At 43.4% G+C, this 16,559-nt stretch carries 15 protein-coding genes; 6 read left to right on the top strand and 9 right to left on the bottom strand.

Features of this window, described 5'->3' with window-relative positions:
* Positions 1–7: 7 nt before the first annotated feature.
* The 7 genes from pyrF to ACH0AB_RS07820 all read right to left on the bottom strand — a co-directional run bounded on the left by pyrF (position 8) and on the right by ACH0AB_RS07820 (position 6,308).
* Positions 8–709 carry an orotidine-5'-phosphate decarboxylase gene (pyrF, locus tag ACH0AB_RS07850; RefSeq protein ID WP_406877842.1) on the bottom strand — a complete coding sequence of 234 codons (702 nt, stop codon included), beginning with the start codon at positions 707–709 and terminating at the stop codon, positions 8–10.
* A gap of 77 nt (positions 710–786) precedes the next feature.
* The gene (locus ACH0AB_RS07845) at positions 787–1,146 is read right to left on the bottom strand and encodes a lipopolysaccharide assembly protein LapA domain-containing protein (RefSeq protein WP_219330980.1); all 360 of its coding nucleotides are present in this window, start codon (positions 1,144–1,146) and stop codon (positions 787–789) included.
* A 161-nt stretch (positions 1,147–1,307) separates the two neighbouring features.
* Positions 1,308–1,604 (bottom strand): integration host factor subunit beta, encoded by a 297-nt coding sequence (locus ACH0AB_RS07840; protein WP_036603685.1) that lies wholly within the window; start codon positions 1,602–1,604, stop codon positions 1,308–1,310.
* Positions 1,605–1,874: 270 nt separating this feature from the next.
* Positions 1,875–3,545, bottom strand: a complete 1,671-nt coding sequence (rpsA, locus tag ACH0AB_RS07835) for a 30S ribosomal protein S1 (protein ID WP_406877841.1) — start codon at positions 3,543–3,545, stop codon at positions 1,875–1,877.
* A 122-nt stretch (positions 3,546–3,667) separates the two neighbouring features.
* Positions 3,668–4,417, bottom strand: coding sequence for a (d)CMP kinase (gene cmk, locus ACH0AB_RS07830; protein WP_406877821.1), 750 nt, complete (start codon positions 4,415–4,417; stop codon positions 3,668–3,670).
* A 286-nt stretch (positions 4,418–4,703) separates the two neighbouring features.
* Entirely contained in the window at positions 4,704–5,051 is a 348-nt protein-coding gene (locus ACH0AB_RS07825; protein WP_007116499.1) for a PilZ domain-containing protein, read from the bottom strand.
* Positions 5,052–5,144: 93 nt separating this feature from the next.
* Positions 5,145–6,308, bottom strand: a complete 1,164-nt coding sequence (locus tag ACH0AB_RS07820; protein ID WP_406877819.1) for a DNA-directed DNA polymerase — start codon at positions 6,306–6,308, stop codon at positions 5,145–5,147.
* 299 nt (positions 6,309–6,607) lie between these two features.
* Between ACH0AB_RS07820 and ACH0AB_RS07815 the strand changes: the two genes are divergently transcribed.
* The 4 genes from ACH0AB_RS07815 to ACH0AB_RS07800 all read left to right on the top strand — a co-directional run bounded on the left by ACH0AB_RS07815 (position 6,608) and on the right by ACH0AB_RS07800 (position 12,694).
* Positions 6,608–8,995, top strand: coding sequence for a site-specific recombinase (locus tag ACH0AB_RS07815; RefSeq protein ID WP_406877818.1), 2,388 nt, complete (start codon positions 6,608–6,610; stop codon positions 8,993–8,995).
* 148 nt (positions 8,996–9,143) lie between these two features.
* Complete coding sequence (locus ACH0AB_RS07810; RefSeq protein ID WP_406877817.1) at positions 9,144–9,920, top strand: Nif3-like dinuclear metal center hexameric protein; 777 nt, start codon at positions 9,144–9,146, stop codon at positions 9,918–9,920.
* A gap of 665 nt (positions 9,921–10,585) precedes the next feature.
* Positions 10,586–12,043 carry a transglycosylase SLT domain-containing protein gene (locus ACH0AB_RS07805; protein ID WP_406877816.1) on the top strand — a complete coding sequence of 486 codons (1,458 nt, stop codon included), beginning with the start codon at positions 10,586–10,588 and terminating at the stop codon, positions 12,041–12,043.
* A gap of 132 nt (positions 12,044–12,175) precedes the next feature.
* Entirely contained in the window at positions 12,176–12,694 is a 519-nt protein-coding gene (locus ACH0AB_RS07800; RefSeq protein WP_406877815.1) for a thioesterase family protein, read from the top strand.
* A 27-nt stretch (positions 12,695–12,721) separates the two neighbouring features.
* Here the strand turns inward: ACH0AB_RS07800 and ACH0AB_RS07795 are convergent, their stop codons facing one another.
* Positions 12,722–13,552 (bottom strand): symmetrical bis(5'-nucleosyl)-tetraphosphatase, encoded by an 831-nt coding sequence (locus ACH0AB_RS07795; protein ID WP_160002253.1) that lies wholly within the window; start codon positions 13,550–13,552, stop codon positions 12,722–12,724.
* Positions 13,553–13,601: 49 nt separating this feature from the next.
* Positions 13,602–14,486, bottom strand: coding sequence for a 16S rRNA (adenine(1518)-N(6)/adenine(1519)-N(6))-dimethyltransferase RsmA (rsmA, locus tag ACH0AB_RS07790; RefSeq protein WP_406877814.1), 885 nt, complete (start codon positions 14,484–14,486; stop codon positions 13,602–13,604).
* A gap of 352 nt (positions 14,487–14,838) precedes the next feature.
* Between rsmA and ychF the strand changes: the two genes are divergently transcribed.
* On the top strand, positions 14,839–15,930 hold the full coding sequence (gene ychF, locus ACH0AB_RS07785) for a redox-regulated ATPase YchF (RefSeq protein WP_007116508.1): 1,092 nt from the start codon (positions 14,839–14,841) through the stop codon (positions 15,928–15,930).
* A 192-nt stretch (positions 15,931–16,122) separates the two neighbouring features.
* Entirely contained in the window at positions 16,123–16,551 is a 429-nt protein-coding gene (gene rplM, locus ACH0AB_RS07780) for a 50S ribosomal protein L13 (RefSeq protein ID WP_007116509.1), read from the top strand.
* The last annotated feature ends 8 nt before the right edge of the window (positions 16,552–16,559 follow it).

The following is a 16,559-nucleotide window of genomic DNA, read 5'->3' as shown; positions in this document are numbered from 1 at the left end:
AAATGGGTTATTTTAACGTATCCAAGATATATTGCAGTTTGGCGGTGGGATCCGCTGCCGCCGTGATTGACCGCCCAATCACTAAATAATCAGACCCATTTGCTATAGCATCTTTGGGCGTGCAAATGCGGGTTTGGTCATTACTGGCGTCTTCTGGTAGTCTGATACCTGGGGTGACTAAAAGAAAATCCTTGCCGCAAAGCTGTTTAAGCATATTGGCTTCTTGTGCAGAGCAAACCACCCCATCAAGCCCAGATTGCTGAGTCAATAATGCTAGTCGCTTGACATGATTTTCTACCGAGTCGGTGATGCCCACTTCAGCCAAATCTTGCTGTGACATAGAAGTTAGCACCGTCACCGCAATCACTAAGGTTTGGTAGTGTTGCGCTGATAAACGCGCTTTCACCGTTTGCATGGCGGTACGCCCCGCACTGGCATGGACATTGACCATCCACACCCCCAAATCAGCCGCCGCTAATACTGCTTGTGCGGTGGTGTTGGGGATATCATGAAATTTTAAATCCAAAAACACTTCAAAATCACGCTGATGTAAGGATGTCACCAAGCTATTACCATATTTGGTAAACAGCTCTTTGCCAACTTTTAATCGGCACAATGTAGGATCCAATTTATCTGCCAAGCTTAGTGCTTGACGGTCATTCATGTTATCCAATGCCACAATAATGGGTGATTTGATAGCTGATTTGATGCGTGATGTTGCTTGCGGTACTGCCACTTGATTCATAACAAACTGACTCTTTTTTTTAACTTGATAGTATGGATCGCTTATCGTACGGGTGGTAAATTAGGGTTGGCTACGGTAGGTGCAATCGTTGCATTGCTAGTTTGCGCTAAATGCTGTTCATAATTATGCTGCGTTTGCATCAATTTTTCTTGGGTTTGCTTTAACTCTTTAGATAAGCGCTGATTTTCCAGTTTCATCTGTAACACGCGAAATAAAATCAACCCCATCAATAATCCCGCGATGACCCCTAAAACAATGCTAATAATCAACAGTAGTCCCAAACTCATTTGTGGTACTTGGCTAAACAGTAAATTTACTTCGACTTGGTTGTTATTCACCAATACCAACATCAATGAATAACCAACGACCACGAACAACAAAATCGCTAACAGATAACGCATATTTTTCTCCTTGGTTATTTTAATCAATCTAAATTTTTGAATGCCACTATTATTACAGATAATTCAAAAAAAAGAGTGGATTTTTTGTCCACTCTTTTTTGATCAATCATATATTAAACCATAGCGTAAGTTCAACAACGTTAAATGACTCAAAACCGCAACTAACGATGATGATTAACCGCCTCTCGCAATGCTTTGCCAGGTTTAAAATGGGGTATCGCCGTTGCTTTTACGGTAACTTTCTCGCCTGTTTTAGGGTTGCGCGCCACACGTGGCTCACGATGATGCAAACTAAAACTACCAAAACCGCGTACTTCGACACGTCCGTTTTGAGATAAGGTATCGACCATCAAATCAATGATTTGCTTGGTGGCATCCTCAATGGTTTTTTCTGGTATATTCTCACATTCACTTGATAATCTAGTGATCAAATCAGATTTGTTTAACACTTTTTCCATACTACCCCTAACACGCTAAACGTAACTGTCATAGTCTAAATTACAGAATGATTGTTTTAAAAACTTCGTTACAGTCCAATTTCATCAAGCAATCTATCAACAATTTTAATAATGAAAAATTACATTTCATTACTTTTCTTCGCATATTATAACAAACCCACCTTAAATTCGTCGTCTTTTTTTAGACTAAATCTTTCATTTTGTTACCTAAAAGGTGAAAATAAAAAAAGCGACTAAATTAGTCGCTTTTTTTATTGCTCACAAAACCGATTATTGGTTTTGTTGTTGCTCTTTGATTAAGTCACCAATGGTTTTTGGTTGTGTATCAGCTGCTGCATTTGAACTTAATGCTTTGATAGCATCACGTTGCTCTGCTTCGTCTTTTGCACGAACTGATAGATTGATACCGCGAGTTTTGCGATCCACGCTGACAATTTTCGCTTCAACTTCATCACCGACATTAAGTACAGTGGTCGCATCATCTACTTTATCTTGTTGGATTTCTGAAGCACGTAAGTAGCCTTCTACATCATCAGCTAGTTTTACTTTAGCGCCTTTGGCATCAACGTCAGTTACCACCCCTTTTACTACCGCACCACGATCATTTGATACTAGGTATTCGTTGAATGGGTCGCTGTTAAGTTGTTTGATACCCAAGCTGATACGGTTAGCTTCTGCATCTACAGACAAGATGACCGCTTCAACAGTGTCACCTTTATTGTAGTTACGAATCGCTTCTTCACCACTTTCAGTCCAAGAAAGGTCTGATAAGTGAACTAGACCATCAATACCACCTTCTAGGCCGATAAAGATACCGAAGTCAGTGATTGATTTGATAGTACCAGATACTTTGTCGCCTTTTTGGTGGTTCTTATCAAACTCTTCCCATGGGTTTGGCATGGTTTGTTTGATACCTAGGCTGATACGACGACGGTCTTCATCGATATCAAGGATTTGAACCATGATTTCGTCACCGATTTGTACCACTTTTGAAGGATGGATGTTTTTGTTGGTATGATCCATTTCAGAAACGTGTACCAAGCCTTCGATACCATCAGCGATTTCAGCAAAACAGCCATAATCAGTCAGGTTAGTTACACGTGCTTTAACGTTAGTACCTTTTGGATAGTTGTTAAGAACGTCTTGCCATGGGTCAGTGCCTAGTTGTTTTAGACCTAAGCTGACACGGTTACGTTCACGGTCAAATTTTAATACTTTAACCTTTAATTCTTGACCCACTTCAACCACTTCTGATGGGTGCTTGATACGGCGCCATGCCATATCTGTGATGTGTAATAGACCATCGATACCACCTAGGTCTACGAATGCACCGTAATCCGTTAAGTTTTTCACCACGCCGACCACTTCTTGACCTTCTTCAAGGTTAGATAGTAGTGCTTCGCGCTCTGCTGAGTTTTCAGATTCCATCACAGCGCGGCGGCTAACAACGACGTTGTTGCGTTTTTGATCCAGTTTGATGACTTTAAATTCTAGCTCTTTGCCTTCTAAGTGCGCCGTGTCGCGTACTGGGCGAGTGTCCACCAATGAACCTGGTAAGAACGCACGTACTGAACCGATATCAACCGTGAAACCACCTTTAACTTTACCAGAGATAAGACCGGTTACGATCTCATTGTTCTCATAAAGTTTTTCAAGTACGTTCCAAGTTTCAGCACGTTTTGCTTTTTCACGTGACAATTGGGTTTGACCCATGCCATTGTCAACCGTATCTACAACGACTTGAACTTGGTCGCCAACTGCTACTTCAAGCTCGCCTTGTTCATTCAAAAATTCTGAACGCGCAACAATACCCTCTGATTTTAGACCCGTATCTACGGTAATCCAGTCGCTATCAATCGCAACTACGGTACCTGCGATAACTGCACCGCGCTCTACGTCAAGTGCTTGGCTTGCTTCAAACAGTTCAGCAAATGATTCCATCATAAAATTTACCTTTGTATAGCCGTAGCCTGTCCAGCACAGTACGGTTCAAATTAAGATTTTTTATAAACATAAGGCTGGTTTTAGTGCCTATAAAAAATCGATAAAACTTTTAAAAACAGTTAGTTAATTGTCAACCCACGCTCAACACATAGCTGCCAAACTTGGTTAAACACTTGCTCAGCATCGATGGCTGAGCTATCAATCACTATCGCATCATCGGCAGGCTTAGCCGGTGAGGCACTGCGTGTACTATCACGCTCATCACGGGCAATAATTTGTGCCAAAATTTCGTCAAAATCTGCCTGTTTGCCAGCGTTGGTTAACTGATTGACACGGCGCTCGGCTCGTGCCTCAGAGGATGCGACCAGATAAACTTTCAGCGTTGCATCGGGAAATACTACTGTTCCCATATCACGCCCGTCTGCAATCAAACCCTTTTTTGGGTTGCCTTGCGACGTTGCCATATTTTTTTGTAACTCTAATAGCGCTTGACGCACCTTCGGGAATACCGCGACTTTTGATGCAAAGTTACCCACTTCTTCGGTGCGAATCACTTCGCTCACATCGTTGGTATTCACCAACACTGTCACATGCTCAGAACCCGCTTTTGCGGCTGCAAACTCAATTTTTAACGATTGGGTTAAATCAGCTAGCGCAGTTTCGTCAATGCTGTTCGTTAACAAACCCGCTTGGTGGGCTGCAAGCCCCACAATCCGATACAGCGCTCCTGAATCCAAAATTTGATAATCCAGCAGCTTTGCCAGTCTTGCCGTCAATGTACCTTTACCTGCACCACTTGAGCCATCAATGGTGATGACGGGCAGGCTTGCGGTTAGATCAAAAGACGGTTGCGTTAACGTTTGTGACATGCCATTCTTAGGAACAAAGCAAAAATAGTCGTATATTTTACGCCTGAAAGCTATTTTATACAAGTAATTTGACACAAGGATTGACTACATTGCGTATTATTTTTGCCCATGAAAAAATACGCAAAAAATACACAATGCACCGATACGCAGAGTGATGATTAACCATTGCGCGATAGAAGAAAAAAAGCTAGCGACTTACCGGATTAAGCATCCGCTCACCTTTAGCAATCGCTGGCTTTTAACAATCACCGGCTAAAACTGCCAGAGCTTCCGGAGTTTCAATAATTTATAGCGTGAAGGTGGGTTTATCTGAGCTGATATGACCTGCTAACAGGCGGTCGACTTCGTTTTTGATGCGTAAACCTGCTTCATCTTTGCCAAGCTGTAACGCATAGCCTGCGGGGCGCTGGGCTTGTGCGCGGTGGTTGACCCACACCACTTTACCATGTAGCGGCATTCTCTCACTCGAATTTGGCAAAGTAATTGCCACAAAGGTTTGACTGCCTAGTTGTTGCTGCTGGTTTGTAGGAATAAATAACGCACCGTTTTCAATAAAAGGCAGATAGCTAGCATACAATTTTTCGATCGTATCATAGTTAATGGTGGTGATACCGCCACGAGATGGCATTGCCATAATCACTATTCCTTTTACTAACGCATGGGGTTACCAACGCATGATGAATGATAAGTAATATAGATAATTGAGTAATATAGATAATTGAGTAAATTAGCAATCAAGCATGGTGCTAAAAATTTTATCATAGCATAACTTATCTTGGATATGTTGCTGTCTATCTTGCCAGATTTGATCGATAACCCACTGTAAATGGCTAATTTGCTTTAATGTCGGTGCTGGCTGCAGCTTGCCAAAATCCAAGTCATTGGAGGACGCTGAGATACCAAAGGCAAATTGCCCCAATGGCACTAACAAGGCTTGCGACAGGTATAAAAAGTCCGTCAGTGTCAGCGTTTTTTGCCAATAATTGCTGGCTTGTACAGGCGTACGTTGCCCACTACGAACAGCTTGAAAGCTGTTTATCCAAGTCTGGCGGTGTTGATACCATTCGCTGTTTAACATTTGCAATGCCAAAAAGGGCGCATAACCAGACCATCCATTGACTTGTTGTAAAGTCACGGCATCGGTATTGGGCATTAATTGCTGCATCACTTGCATTGATTGAGCGGGGGTGCTATGGCTCACCGAAAATGACTGTAGCCGAGAGCGAATCGTTGGCAGTAGCTGCGAAGGGCTATCGCTAATTAACAGCATCAACACATTTTCGGCAGGCTCTTCTAATGTCTTAAGAAGCGCGTTACTGGCTGCTAGGGTCATCGCATCAGCTTGGTGAATAACCACGATTCTTAATCCGCCACTCGACTGGGTGACAAACGGCTGTAATTCCCGAATTTCGTCAATCTTGATGCTATAACTTGACTGATGGGTTGGAGCTTGCGCCATCAGGGTATTATTTGCTTTAGATTTAGGCGACGCGTCACGCGCCACGGTGGGTGTGGGAATTTGATAAAGATCGGGGTGGGTATTGGCAATCAGCCATTGGCAACTTTGGCATTGCCCACAGGCAGTTGTGACACCTTGTGCATTGACCCGCTGATTCTCACACAATGCCCATGCGACAAATCGATACACGAAAGCACGTTTACCAGTCCCTGCATTGCCTGCAAACAACATCGCATGCGGCAAGGCATCTAGATGGGTGGTCAAATACTGCCAAGTTGCCTGTTGCCACGGCAGTAAATCCATAAATAGCCACTGCTGTATCACCTGATGGTTAACGGGATCTGGATAGTAGTATTGGGTTACCTCATTGTGTGTTGATTCGATATTGGATTGTTTGGGGCTTTTTGATTGGGTGGTTATAGTCGATGCCATAGAAAAAAATCAGTCAACAGAGTAACCATAGTATAATCGCTGCGGCTAGATAATCAATTAGGATAATCCGTTAGGTTGTTTTCTTGAATACATAAATGCGGTAACACGTAGCGTTATTTTATCTCTTACTGTCTTTAAACCTTGGCCCATAAGATTTTTGTTGCAAATAAATGATGGATTTTTTCTGATGAGTCGATTAAATTTTCATCTTAAGATATCTATTTTCGTATTTTTTCTTATAGTTGTGATTCACCCTATTTAAAAAAACGATTCAATTTTCTGTTTACTTCGAGGTTAGTTTGACGAATTTATCGCAACCTAATAATCAAGATACGTTACCCAATGCCCAACATCATTATGATGCGGCGGATATGGCAGACCAATTAAAGGTGATGCCAACCTTAGAAGCGCGTTTAACTACTATTTTAAACGAAATTAATGCGCTGCGTGATTTTCCGCAAGTTGCGCTATTTAAACAACTGCTAGATACCCTGCGTAACCGTGCAAATGATGCTACGACCGCCAATGAACAGATGGCACTATTCGTTCGACTATTGCGCGGCAATCGTGTGTGGGCAGAAGGGTTTTGTGTGTTTATGCTTACCTTGATTAGTCGTTATCGTCAGGTGTCGCTATACACGGATTTGGGTATCTTGTCAGACGCTGGCTTTACTTCGCAATTTTTTGACTTGGTCGGTGAAAAGCTATTACCCTCTGTACCCGATGACCGCGATTTGATTGGGTTATTTAATGCGTTTTTTGCCACTCCAAAAACCCGCTACTGGGTGCGCTTAATCCATGAGCGCTGGTGGATTGAACTGATACTTATTCTTAAAGTACCCCCAGGCAAAGAAGCATTGGTGCAAGCGCTTGAAGCCAATGTGCTCAAAGCCATTACTATTTTAACGGCGCGTATCAACGGCATCGGGCTCAATGCCGATTTAATAAAGGCGTTTCCCAATCCGATTGACAATCAAGATACTTTCATTGCACTGAACCGCGAAGTCGCTGAATTTGTCAGTCAATACCAGCTCAGCATGCAGCCAGGGGATGAGCAAGCGATGCCACAGCCTGAGGTGGATAGCAGTCAAATTTTAGTGTTGACCGACCAGGCCCGCACTATGATGCAAAACATCCGTCGCCGTATACATCGAACGGGTATTACTGTGCGTACCACCAATATGTTGGTGCGCCTTGAGCAGAGCCTGCAGCGTCTTGAATTGTTGGTGTCACTGCTATCTGACAACGATCATATCAAGAAAAAAACCATCATAGAGCTCATTAACACGTTGTATGAAGATTCATACCACCGCAGTAGTTTTAGATATTTATTTGGCATCAATACCGCGCTCTTGTCGCGCCGTGTGACTGAGACTGCCAGTAAGGTCGGCGAGCATTATATCAGTACCGATAAAGCGGGCTATCGCCGTATGTATAAAAAAGCAGCATTGGGTGGTCTACTCATCGGCTTTATGGCAACCCTTAAAATCCTAGGGAAATCCTTACCGCTGGCACCCTTTGGCGTGGCTTTTTTAAACAGTATGATTTACGGTCTTGGCTTTGTGGCGATTCATATCATTGGCGGCACAGTGGCGACCAAACAGCCTGCCATGACGGCTGCCGCGATTGCTTCAACCATCTCAGAGGTAAAAGGACGCAAAGCGGCACGATTTACCAAATTGACAGAATTGGTCGTTGATATCATGCGCACCCAGTTTATTGCCATTATGGGTAATATTTCAATTGCAATGCCCATTGCGCTACTGATTTCATCCCTGTGGTTGTATGGGTTGGGTCATCCGTTAACATCGACAGCTACCGCCGAGCACTTGCTGCATGATCTCAACCCGTTTACCTCGCTGGCTATCTTTCATGCCGCGATTGCTGGGGTGTATTTGTATATTTCAGGGTTGATTGCAGGCTATTATGATAATCTTGCGGTACACAACAAAATTGGCGAGCGTATCCGCAACCAGCCTACCCTCAAACAGATGATGACACCTATAACGTTATTGCGTTTTAGCGATTTTATTGAGCGCAATCTGGGTGCGATTATGAGTAACTTTTTATTCGGTTGCTTTTTGGGTAGTACGGCGACAATTGGCTATATTTTTGGCTTACCGCTCGATATTCGCCACATTGCCTTTGCATCTGCCAACTTTATTCATGGGATTTTTAACATTTATGCCAACACGGGCGAGTTTCCAGAAATCGGTATTATTTTGGTCAGTCTATTTGGGGTGATGGTCATCGGTATGATTAACTTGTTGGTGAGTTTTTCACTCGCGTTAATAACCGCCCTACGCGCGCGTGATGTGAAAGTCTTTGAGTGGAAATTCTTATTTGAATTGGTCGCCTCGCATTTGATGACCCAACCCTCTGACTTTTTCATCCCGCGTAAACAGCCGATGAAGTATGCACTCATCGATAGCGATGGTAATATTATCTATGATGATAAACCGATTGCAAACGATGGTAAAAATAACAAGGGACATAAAACTGCCCTGACATCACAGCCAGAAGAACATCCGCATGCTACTACGCCCCATATCGACAATATCAGTCATACGGAAAAATTGACTGATGAAGAAATTGCAGAGAAAAAACAGGCAATTAAAGAAAAAGTGGTGCAAAAGGCGGTCAACAATATCACCCCAAATGACACGGCAAGCAAGCTACCCAAATAACCGATTAAATACTGTATGTTAAACACTCCAGACGTTAGAAACACAGAACGACTGTAAAAATACGCACCACTGTAAAAACATGATGCATTTTTTAAGAGATACAAGTTTGGAAGACAGAATTTTGAAAGATACAAGTTTGAAAAATACAATGAACCAACCCCCGACATCAATGAGTCCGACTCAATTGGCGCATCGGTTAAATGAGCTATTAAAAATTAATGAATTCCAAGATTATTGTCCCAATGGTCTGCAAGTGGATGGTGGGCAGCCGATACAGCACATCCTCACCGGTGTCACAGCCTCTGAGGCATTGATTGAACAAGCGATTGCGCACAATGCCCAAGCGATTTTGGTGCATCATGGCTATTTTTGGAAAGGGGAACCTGCGCCTTTAATTGGCATGAAAGGCAAGCGTATTCGTTTGTTGATGCAACACGGCATTTCCTTACTGGCTTATCATTTACCGTTAGACGCTCATCCCCAATTGGGCAATAACGCCCAATTAGCGCGAGCGCTGGGCTGGAGTGATTTGTCGCCGCTATACCCTAATGAAAAACATCCGATTGGTAATATCGTGGATTTAGCAGCGCCGTTGTCGATTGCAGCTCTCACCAACAAACTATCGACTACCTTAACCCGTCCGCCCCTACATTTATCCGGGGGTAATCAAACAATTTCGCGCATTGGTCTGTGTACGGGTGGCGCACAGGATATGATTGAGCAAGCGGCACAAATGGGTTGTCAAGCCTATATCTCCGGTGAAGTATCAGAGCGAACCACTCACATAGCCCGTGAGCTGGGTATTGATTATTTTGCCTGTGGACATCATGCCACTGAGCGAGGTGGTGTGCTTGCATTGGGGAATTATGTCAAAGAAAATCTTGCTTTGACCGTTGATTTTGTCGATATCGATAATCCCGCCTAAAATTGGGCAGTTTATTGACTAATTATTACCCGTTAGTTGCATTTTAGCGGGTTTTTTACGCTTTTTATCATAAATTTGCCATTCGTTACGTTCAAAAACATGACGCGTAACTTTAATTTCACTACAATACCCCCATTGTTTCATATAACTAACTGTATTGCCATGCAGTAAATATTGTTATTGTTTATTTATTTTATGCGTGCCATACGTTACCCTACGTTAAATTCTGTCTATAAGTGCTTGGGCTTATTAAACAATTTTTAATTTGCCAGTACTTACAAAAATTTTAACCCTTTTACGGGTTGTACTTGATTATTATTTATTTCGATAGTTCTCTACAATGGATAGGGAGTTATCACCGTCCTAGGTATAAGGGGAGCCAACCTGTTTGGCTCTTTTTTTAGCGTTAAGTTAATAACGACCTATTTTGGATGGAAGCTTTTTTGGTGAGATTTAGGATAGAGTTAGATAATTGGAAGCCATGTACTTATTTGGCTTGGCTGATTAGTACTTAGTGAATTAGTACTTAGTTAACTGGTGCTTGGTTTAACGGGTACTAGGTTTAACTATCGATTCGGTTCTTAGTTTCATAAAATGTTTTCATTTGGCATAGTTGTTTTTTATTAATTTAACGTATCTAACGTATGTGCACCGTGGAGTGACACATGCCGCTAAACTCATCATTTGAGTATTGTGATGATTTGGCTTTGACCTATCCTGCGTCGATTTCGATGTCGGTCAAAGCATTTTTAAGCCCTTTAACTTTATACCCGTTTCAACATCCTTTATTACGCTTTAGTAAATACGCGACCCAATTTAAACGCTTGCAATTCTTCCCTATTCAATTCAAACCTTGTTTGGGTGGGGAGATGTCGCCAAAAATTGCCCAGTCTCGTGTGCCAGCGGTGCCTAGCCATGTGCAAGATTTGGCGCAACTGGCTAATCCGTCTGCTAGTCTTATTAATCGCTTTATCAAGCCGTTAAAATGGTTGGGCGCCAGTAAAAAGCTGGCAGCTGTGATGGGGATTGGTTTGCCCTTAGCTTATGTTGCCACCCAGGTGGGTATTACTGACAAAGTCGGCAATCCTAATACCCTTGCCTCACCTACTAGCGTGGTTGCAGCACCGAAAATGGCGACCTTTGATAGTATCCTATCTCAAAAGCAGCTACGTATTGCCATCGTCAATGGTAATACCACCTATTTTGCTCAAGATGGTTTTGAGCACGGCTTTGGCTATGATGTCATGCGCCATTATGCCAAGCGATTGGATGTTACCATGAGCACACAAGTGTTTGCCACGGATGCGGACGCAATGGCGGCTGTCAAAACGGGCAAAGCCGATATCGCCTTAACCAATGTGTCAGATTATCAAAACGCGACTGCGTTATCATCGCTGAGTCTAAGCTGTGACAAAGATTATTTATCAAAGCAGGGTCTCAACGAACATGTTGCCATACAGCTAAACCCCAATGATATCAAACTCAACGACGATGTAAAAAACTTCCTGTGTGGCGGTCAATCGCTCACCCGTAACCAACATTTAGCCGCGTTTTATAGTCAAACACCATTGGCAGAGCCGTTTAATCAACAACATTTTGCCGATACCATGACACGCGTGTTGCCCACCTATGAGCCATCTTTTAAGCAGACCGCAAACAAATACCAGCTTGATTGGGAACTGCTTGTGGCAATGGGGTACCAAGAATCGCATCTAGATGCAGAAGCCATTTCGCCAACGGGTGTGCGCGGTATCATGATGTTGACCAATGCCACTGCTAATGCGATGGGCGTTGATAATCGGACTGACCCGACGCAGAGCATCCAAGGGGGCGCTAAGTATCTAAGTCAGCTGCAACATGAATTTGCCCAAGTGCCAGCATCGGATCGGGTATGGTTTACCCTAGCGGCTTACAATATGGGTCCACAAGCGATTAAAGATATCCAGCAGATTTTGCAAAAGCGCGGTATTGATGGCAATAATTGGGCAGCCGTGTATCAGTATTTAAAAGTCAATAGTCAAAGCAATAGCCGTTACCTGCAGTGCTTAGATTACGTCACCCATATCCGCAGTTATTTGGAAGCGTTAAAATTAGACAAAGTCAATCATCGTCAATTGACTTGACGAGTATGGATATAAAAAACGGCACATTTTCAAAAAAGAATGGTTTAACGCCATTCTTTTTTTTATGCTATCACTTTGTGGTTTTTAAAAATTACTGACTTATTGTTAACATTATTAACCTAAGGATAGTACGTGACCCAGCTCCAGAATCAGCCCCACACTCAGTCAAGCAATCAGCCTGTTTATGCCAACCAATACCGTATTTATTTGGAAGATACCGATGCAGGCGGGATTGTGTATCACGCCAATCATTTAAAGCTGTTTGAGCGTTGTCGCCGTGATTGGTTACGTGCATTGGGGATGACCAGTTATTTTTATCAAGCGCATTCAGCCGAGGCTGCAAGTCACGTTACTCACCATAGCGATAGTGGCAAAGCTGATATCCAATTTGTCGTGAGCCAAGCCAACATCCGCTATTTGCGTCCGATTCTGCTTGATAGCGAAGTCACTGTTGTGATTGAGGCGGCAGACTGCAAATCTGCGTCATTACAGCTTGAACAGCGGATTTATGATAGCCATCAGCAGCTGTTAAGCCAAGCCCAGATAAGTATTGTATGCGTGGCTACTAGCAAAGATGAAAAAGGGCAAACCCAAGTTCGCCCTACCCGTTTGCCCGAAGCATTTGTACAGCTGCTGCAGCTCGCTCAGTAACTCTAGCGTCGTTTTGCTTTACAAAGGTTATTTTGCTTTACAAGTTTGACAGATAACCTGCTCATCTTCTAGGCGGTATGCCATCATACTGCCGCCCCAAACACAGCCTGCATCCGTGGCTCTGGCATTTGCCAAATCCACTTTGGCTTTTAGCGCCGCCCAGTGACCAAATAAGATTTTACGTTCGCGCGGCACTTGCCATTCAAACCACGGACGAAAACCCTCTGGCATTTTATCATCTAGACTGGATTTAAAGCTAAACTCTAGCGTGCCGTCCCTTTGACACAGGCGCATACGGGTAAAATAATTGCAAATCGCCCGCATGCGTGCGTAGCCTGTCAGCATATTTGACCAAGGAACAGCGGTATCGCTATACAGGTTTGGCAGCAGTCTATCGAGTTGCCATAAGCTACTTTGCAGCTGAGTTTGCAATTCTGACGCATGCATGGCTGCTTGGGTAATACTCCAGTTTGGCGGGATGCCTGCATGCACCATCACGGTTTTATCATTGGGATAAACAAGCAGCGGCTGGCGACGAAGCCAGTTGAGTAGTTCATCACAATCTGGGGCGTCAAAAATCGCTTGGGTTCTATCCTTTTTTTTGATCTTTATGACACCACGCCAAACCGCGATTAAGTTAATATCATGATTACCCAACACCATTTCGGCAGCACCGGCTTCACAAAGACGTTTTACCAGACGCAGCGCGCTCAGCGAGTCTTCACCGCGTGCCACGATATCGCCGACAAACCATAATTTATCTTGCTTTTCATCGAACCCAATCTGCTTGAGCAGTGCCTGCAAATCGGCATAACAGCCTTGAATATCGCCAATGACAAATTGATGTCGAAAACCCATAACACCTCATAACATCTTGAAAGTAAAATTTTAAACAGCTACAAAAAAATTAACCATTTGCTGCGATACCGTTTGCCGCGATGCCGTTTGCCGCGATACCGTTTGCTAAAGTCACAAAATCCTGCACTGATAACGTTTCGGGACGCGCCAGGGGATTAAGTCCCCACGCCACAAGCTGGTGTTCTGTGACCGCAGGCAAAATCGGCGATTTTTTAAAAATCGCGCGCAGTGTCTTACGGCGATGATTAAATGCCTCACGCACCACAAGGGCAAACAGCTTTTCATCGTCAGCTACAATCGGTTTTTGTTGATAAGGTCTGAGTCGAAATACCGCACTCGTCACTTTGGGTGGGGGATTAAATGCCCCATTTGGCACCGTCAGTAAATAATCAGTTTCACAATAATACTGTATCATGACGGATAAACGACCGTATTCTCGGCTATCTACCGCTGCGGTGATGCGATCAACCACTTCCTTTTGTAGCATAAAATGCATGTCTTCAATGACATCGGCAAAACTTAATAAATGAAACAATAACGGCGTAGAAATATTGTATGGCAAATTACCGACAATGCGCATTTTTTTGTCAGGCGCAGCATTAGGGTTATCGCCAATGATTTGCTGGTACAGCGCACGGTAATCCACTTCCATGGCGTTGGCTTTGACAATGGTTAAGCCATCATTGCTATTGGCGCCAATACGAATGCGCAAGCTGTCTGCCAAATCGGTATCAAGCTCGATAACGGTCAAGCGATTGACTTCCTTGAGTAGCGGCTCAGTAATCGCGCCCATGCCTGGACCAATTTCAACCATCAAATCATCGCGACCTGCATGAATACTGTCAATAATTCTCCCAATAATCACCTGATCATGTAAAAAATTTTGCCCAAAACGTTTTCTAGGCTGATGTGATAAAAAAGCAGAGACTGTCACTCAAAACATTCCTATAAAAATGAAATAATTATCAATGTTGTGCAGTCTACGATAACCCTCACCGCAATCAGACACAAATCACTATCAAGCTGATAATTATAGCATAGCTTGACGCGCCATTATGACAATTTCATGACAACTGGAGACTATCGCAATAGCATGGCAAGAGTATGACAGCAATTTGCGCCATCGCTCAATTTAAATTTTTGTAGTTTATATCATGCTACAAATTTTTGATGGGTTAAATTTTTGATGGTTCAATTTTTTGATGCGTCAATCGCCTGTCGAATTCTGATGACTAAGTTGTTATAATGCAACAAATTTAACTAACCCTTTATTTAGTGAGCATTGTATGGGCTTTAATTGTGGTATCGTCGGACTGCCAAATGTTGGTAAATCAACCCTGTTTAACGCATTGACCAAAGCTGGAATTGCGGCAGAAAACTTCCCGTTTTGTACCAAAGATCCCAATACTGGGATTGTACCTGTACCCGACCCACGTCTCAAACAACTTGCCGATATCGTCAAACCTGAGCGCGTTGTGCCCACCTCAATGGAATTTGTGGATATTGCCGGTCTAGTGGCAGGCGCATCCAAAGGCGAAGGCATGGGTAATCAGTTCTTAGCCAATATCCGTGAAACCGATGCGATTGCCCATGTGGTACGCTGCTTTGATGATGACAACGTGATTCACGTCGATGGACGCGTCAACCCATTATCCGATATCGAAACTATCAATACCGAACTTGCGCTAGCTGACCTTGAAGCAGTGAGCCGTGCGCTTATCAATGTCGGTAAAAAAGCCAAAGGCGGTGATAAAGACGCCAAAGCTATGCTCGATGTGTTTAACAAAATTGAGCCATTTTTAGCCGATGGTAAGCCTGCGCGCATGGCAAATCTGGACGAGGATGAGAAAAAAATCATCCGCAGTTATGGTTTAATCACCCTAAAACCGACCATGTATATTGCCAACGTGAGCGAGGATGGCTTTGACAACAATCCTTATCTTGACCAAGTACGGGAATTTGCGGCAAAAGATGATGCGTTGGTGGTCGCGCTATGCAACCAAATCGAATCTGAAATCGCCCAGCTGGATGACGATGAAAAACAAGAGTTTTTAGAAAGTATGGGTATGACTGAGGCAGGGCTTGACCGTGTGATTCGCGCAGGTTATGAGCTGCTTAATATGCAAACGTATTTTACCGCAGGGGTTAAAGAAGTGCGCGCTTGGACGGTCAAAGTCGGTGCCACCGCACCAGAAGCAGCAGGCGTGATTCATACCGACTTTGAGCGTGGTTTTATCCGTGCCGAAGTGATTGCGTTTGATGATTTTATTGAATATAACGGTGAAAAAGGCGCGGCAGCGGCCGGTAAATCTCGCCTTGAAGGTAAAACCTACATCGTGCAAGATGGCGATGTCATGCACTTTAGATTTAATGTCTGATTGTGCACGCATACGCCGATTGATATAAATAGGCAATTTTAGTTGCCTATTTTTTGCAAGTTTATTTTTTAAAAATGCTTGACTTGTATTGCAAGTCACTATCTTAATCCCTATAATATGCGTTCGTAATTTTGAGAGCCCTCGTTTCCCAGACACTCACTCTCAACTATTAACTCAAAAAGGTTTTTAAACATGAAAACTATCAGTGCTAAACCACATGAAGTGACACACGATTGGTACATCGTCGACGCTGAAGGTAAAACATTAGGTCGCTTGGCGAGCGAAATCGCATCACGCTTACGTGGCAAGCATAAGCCTTCTTACACCCCTCACGTTGACACAGGCGATTATATCGTTGTGATTAATGCTGAGAAAGTTGCCGTGACTGGTAAAAAAGCGCAAGACAAAAAATACTACCGTCACACCGGTTACCCAGGTGGTATCAGAGAGACTAACTTTACTAAACTTATCGCACACAAACCCGCTGATGTACTTAACAAAGCGGTTAAAGGTATGTTGCCAAAAGGTCCATTGGGCTATGCGATGATTAAAAAGTTAAAAGTTTACTCAGGTACTGAGCATCCTCATACTGCTCAACAACCTCAAGTATTAGATATCTAAGGAGTAAC

The organism is Moraxella sp. 179-F 1C4 NHS (assembly GCF_045370505.1).
Taxonomy (GTDB): Bacteria; Pseudomonadota; Gammaproteobacteria; order Pseudomonadales; family Moraxellaceae; genus Faucicola; species Faucicola tetraodonis.
The sequence above is the reverse complement of the archived record's forward strand: the minus strand, read 5'-3'. Positions and strand labels throughout refer to the sequence as shown.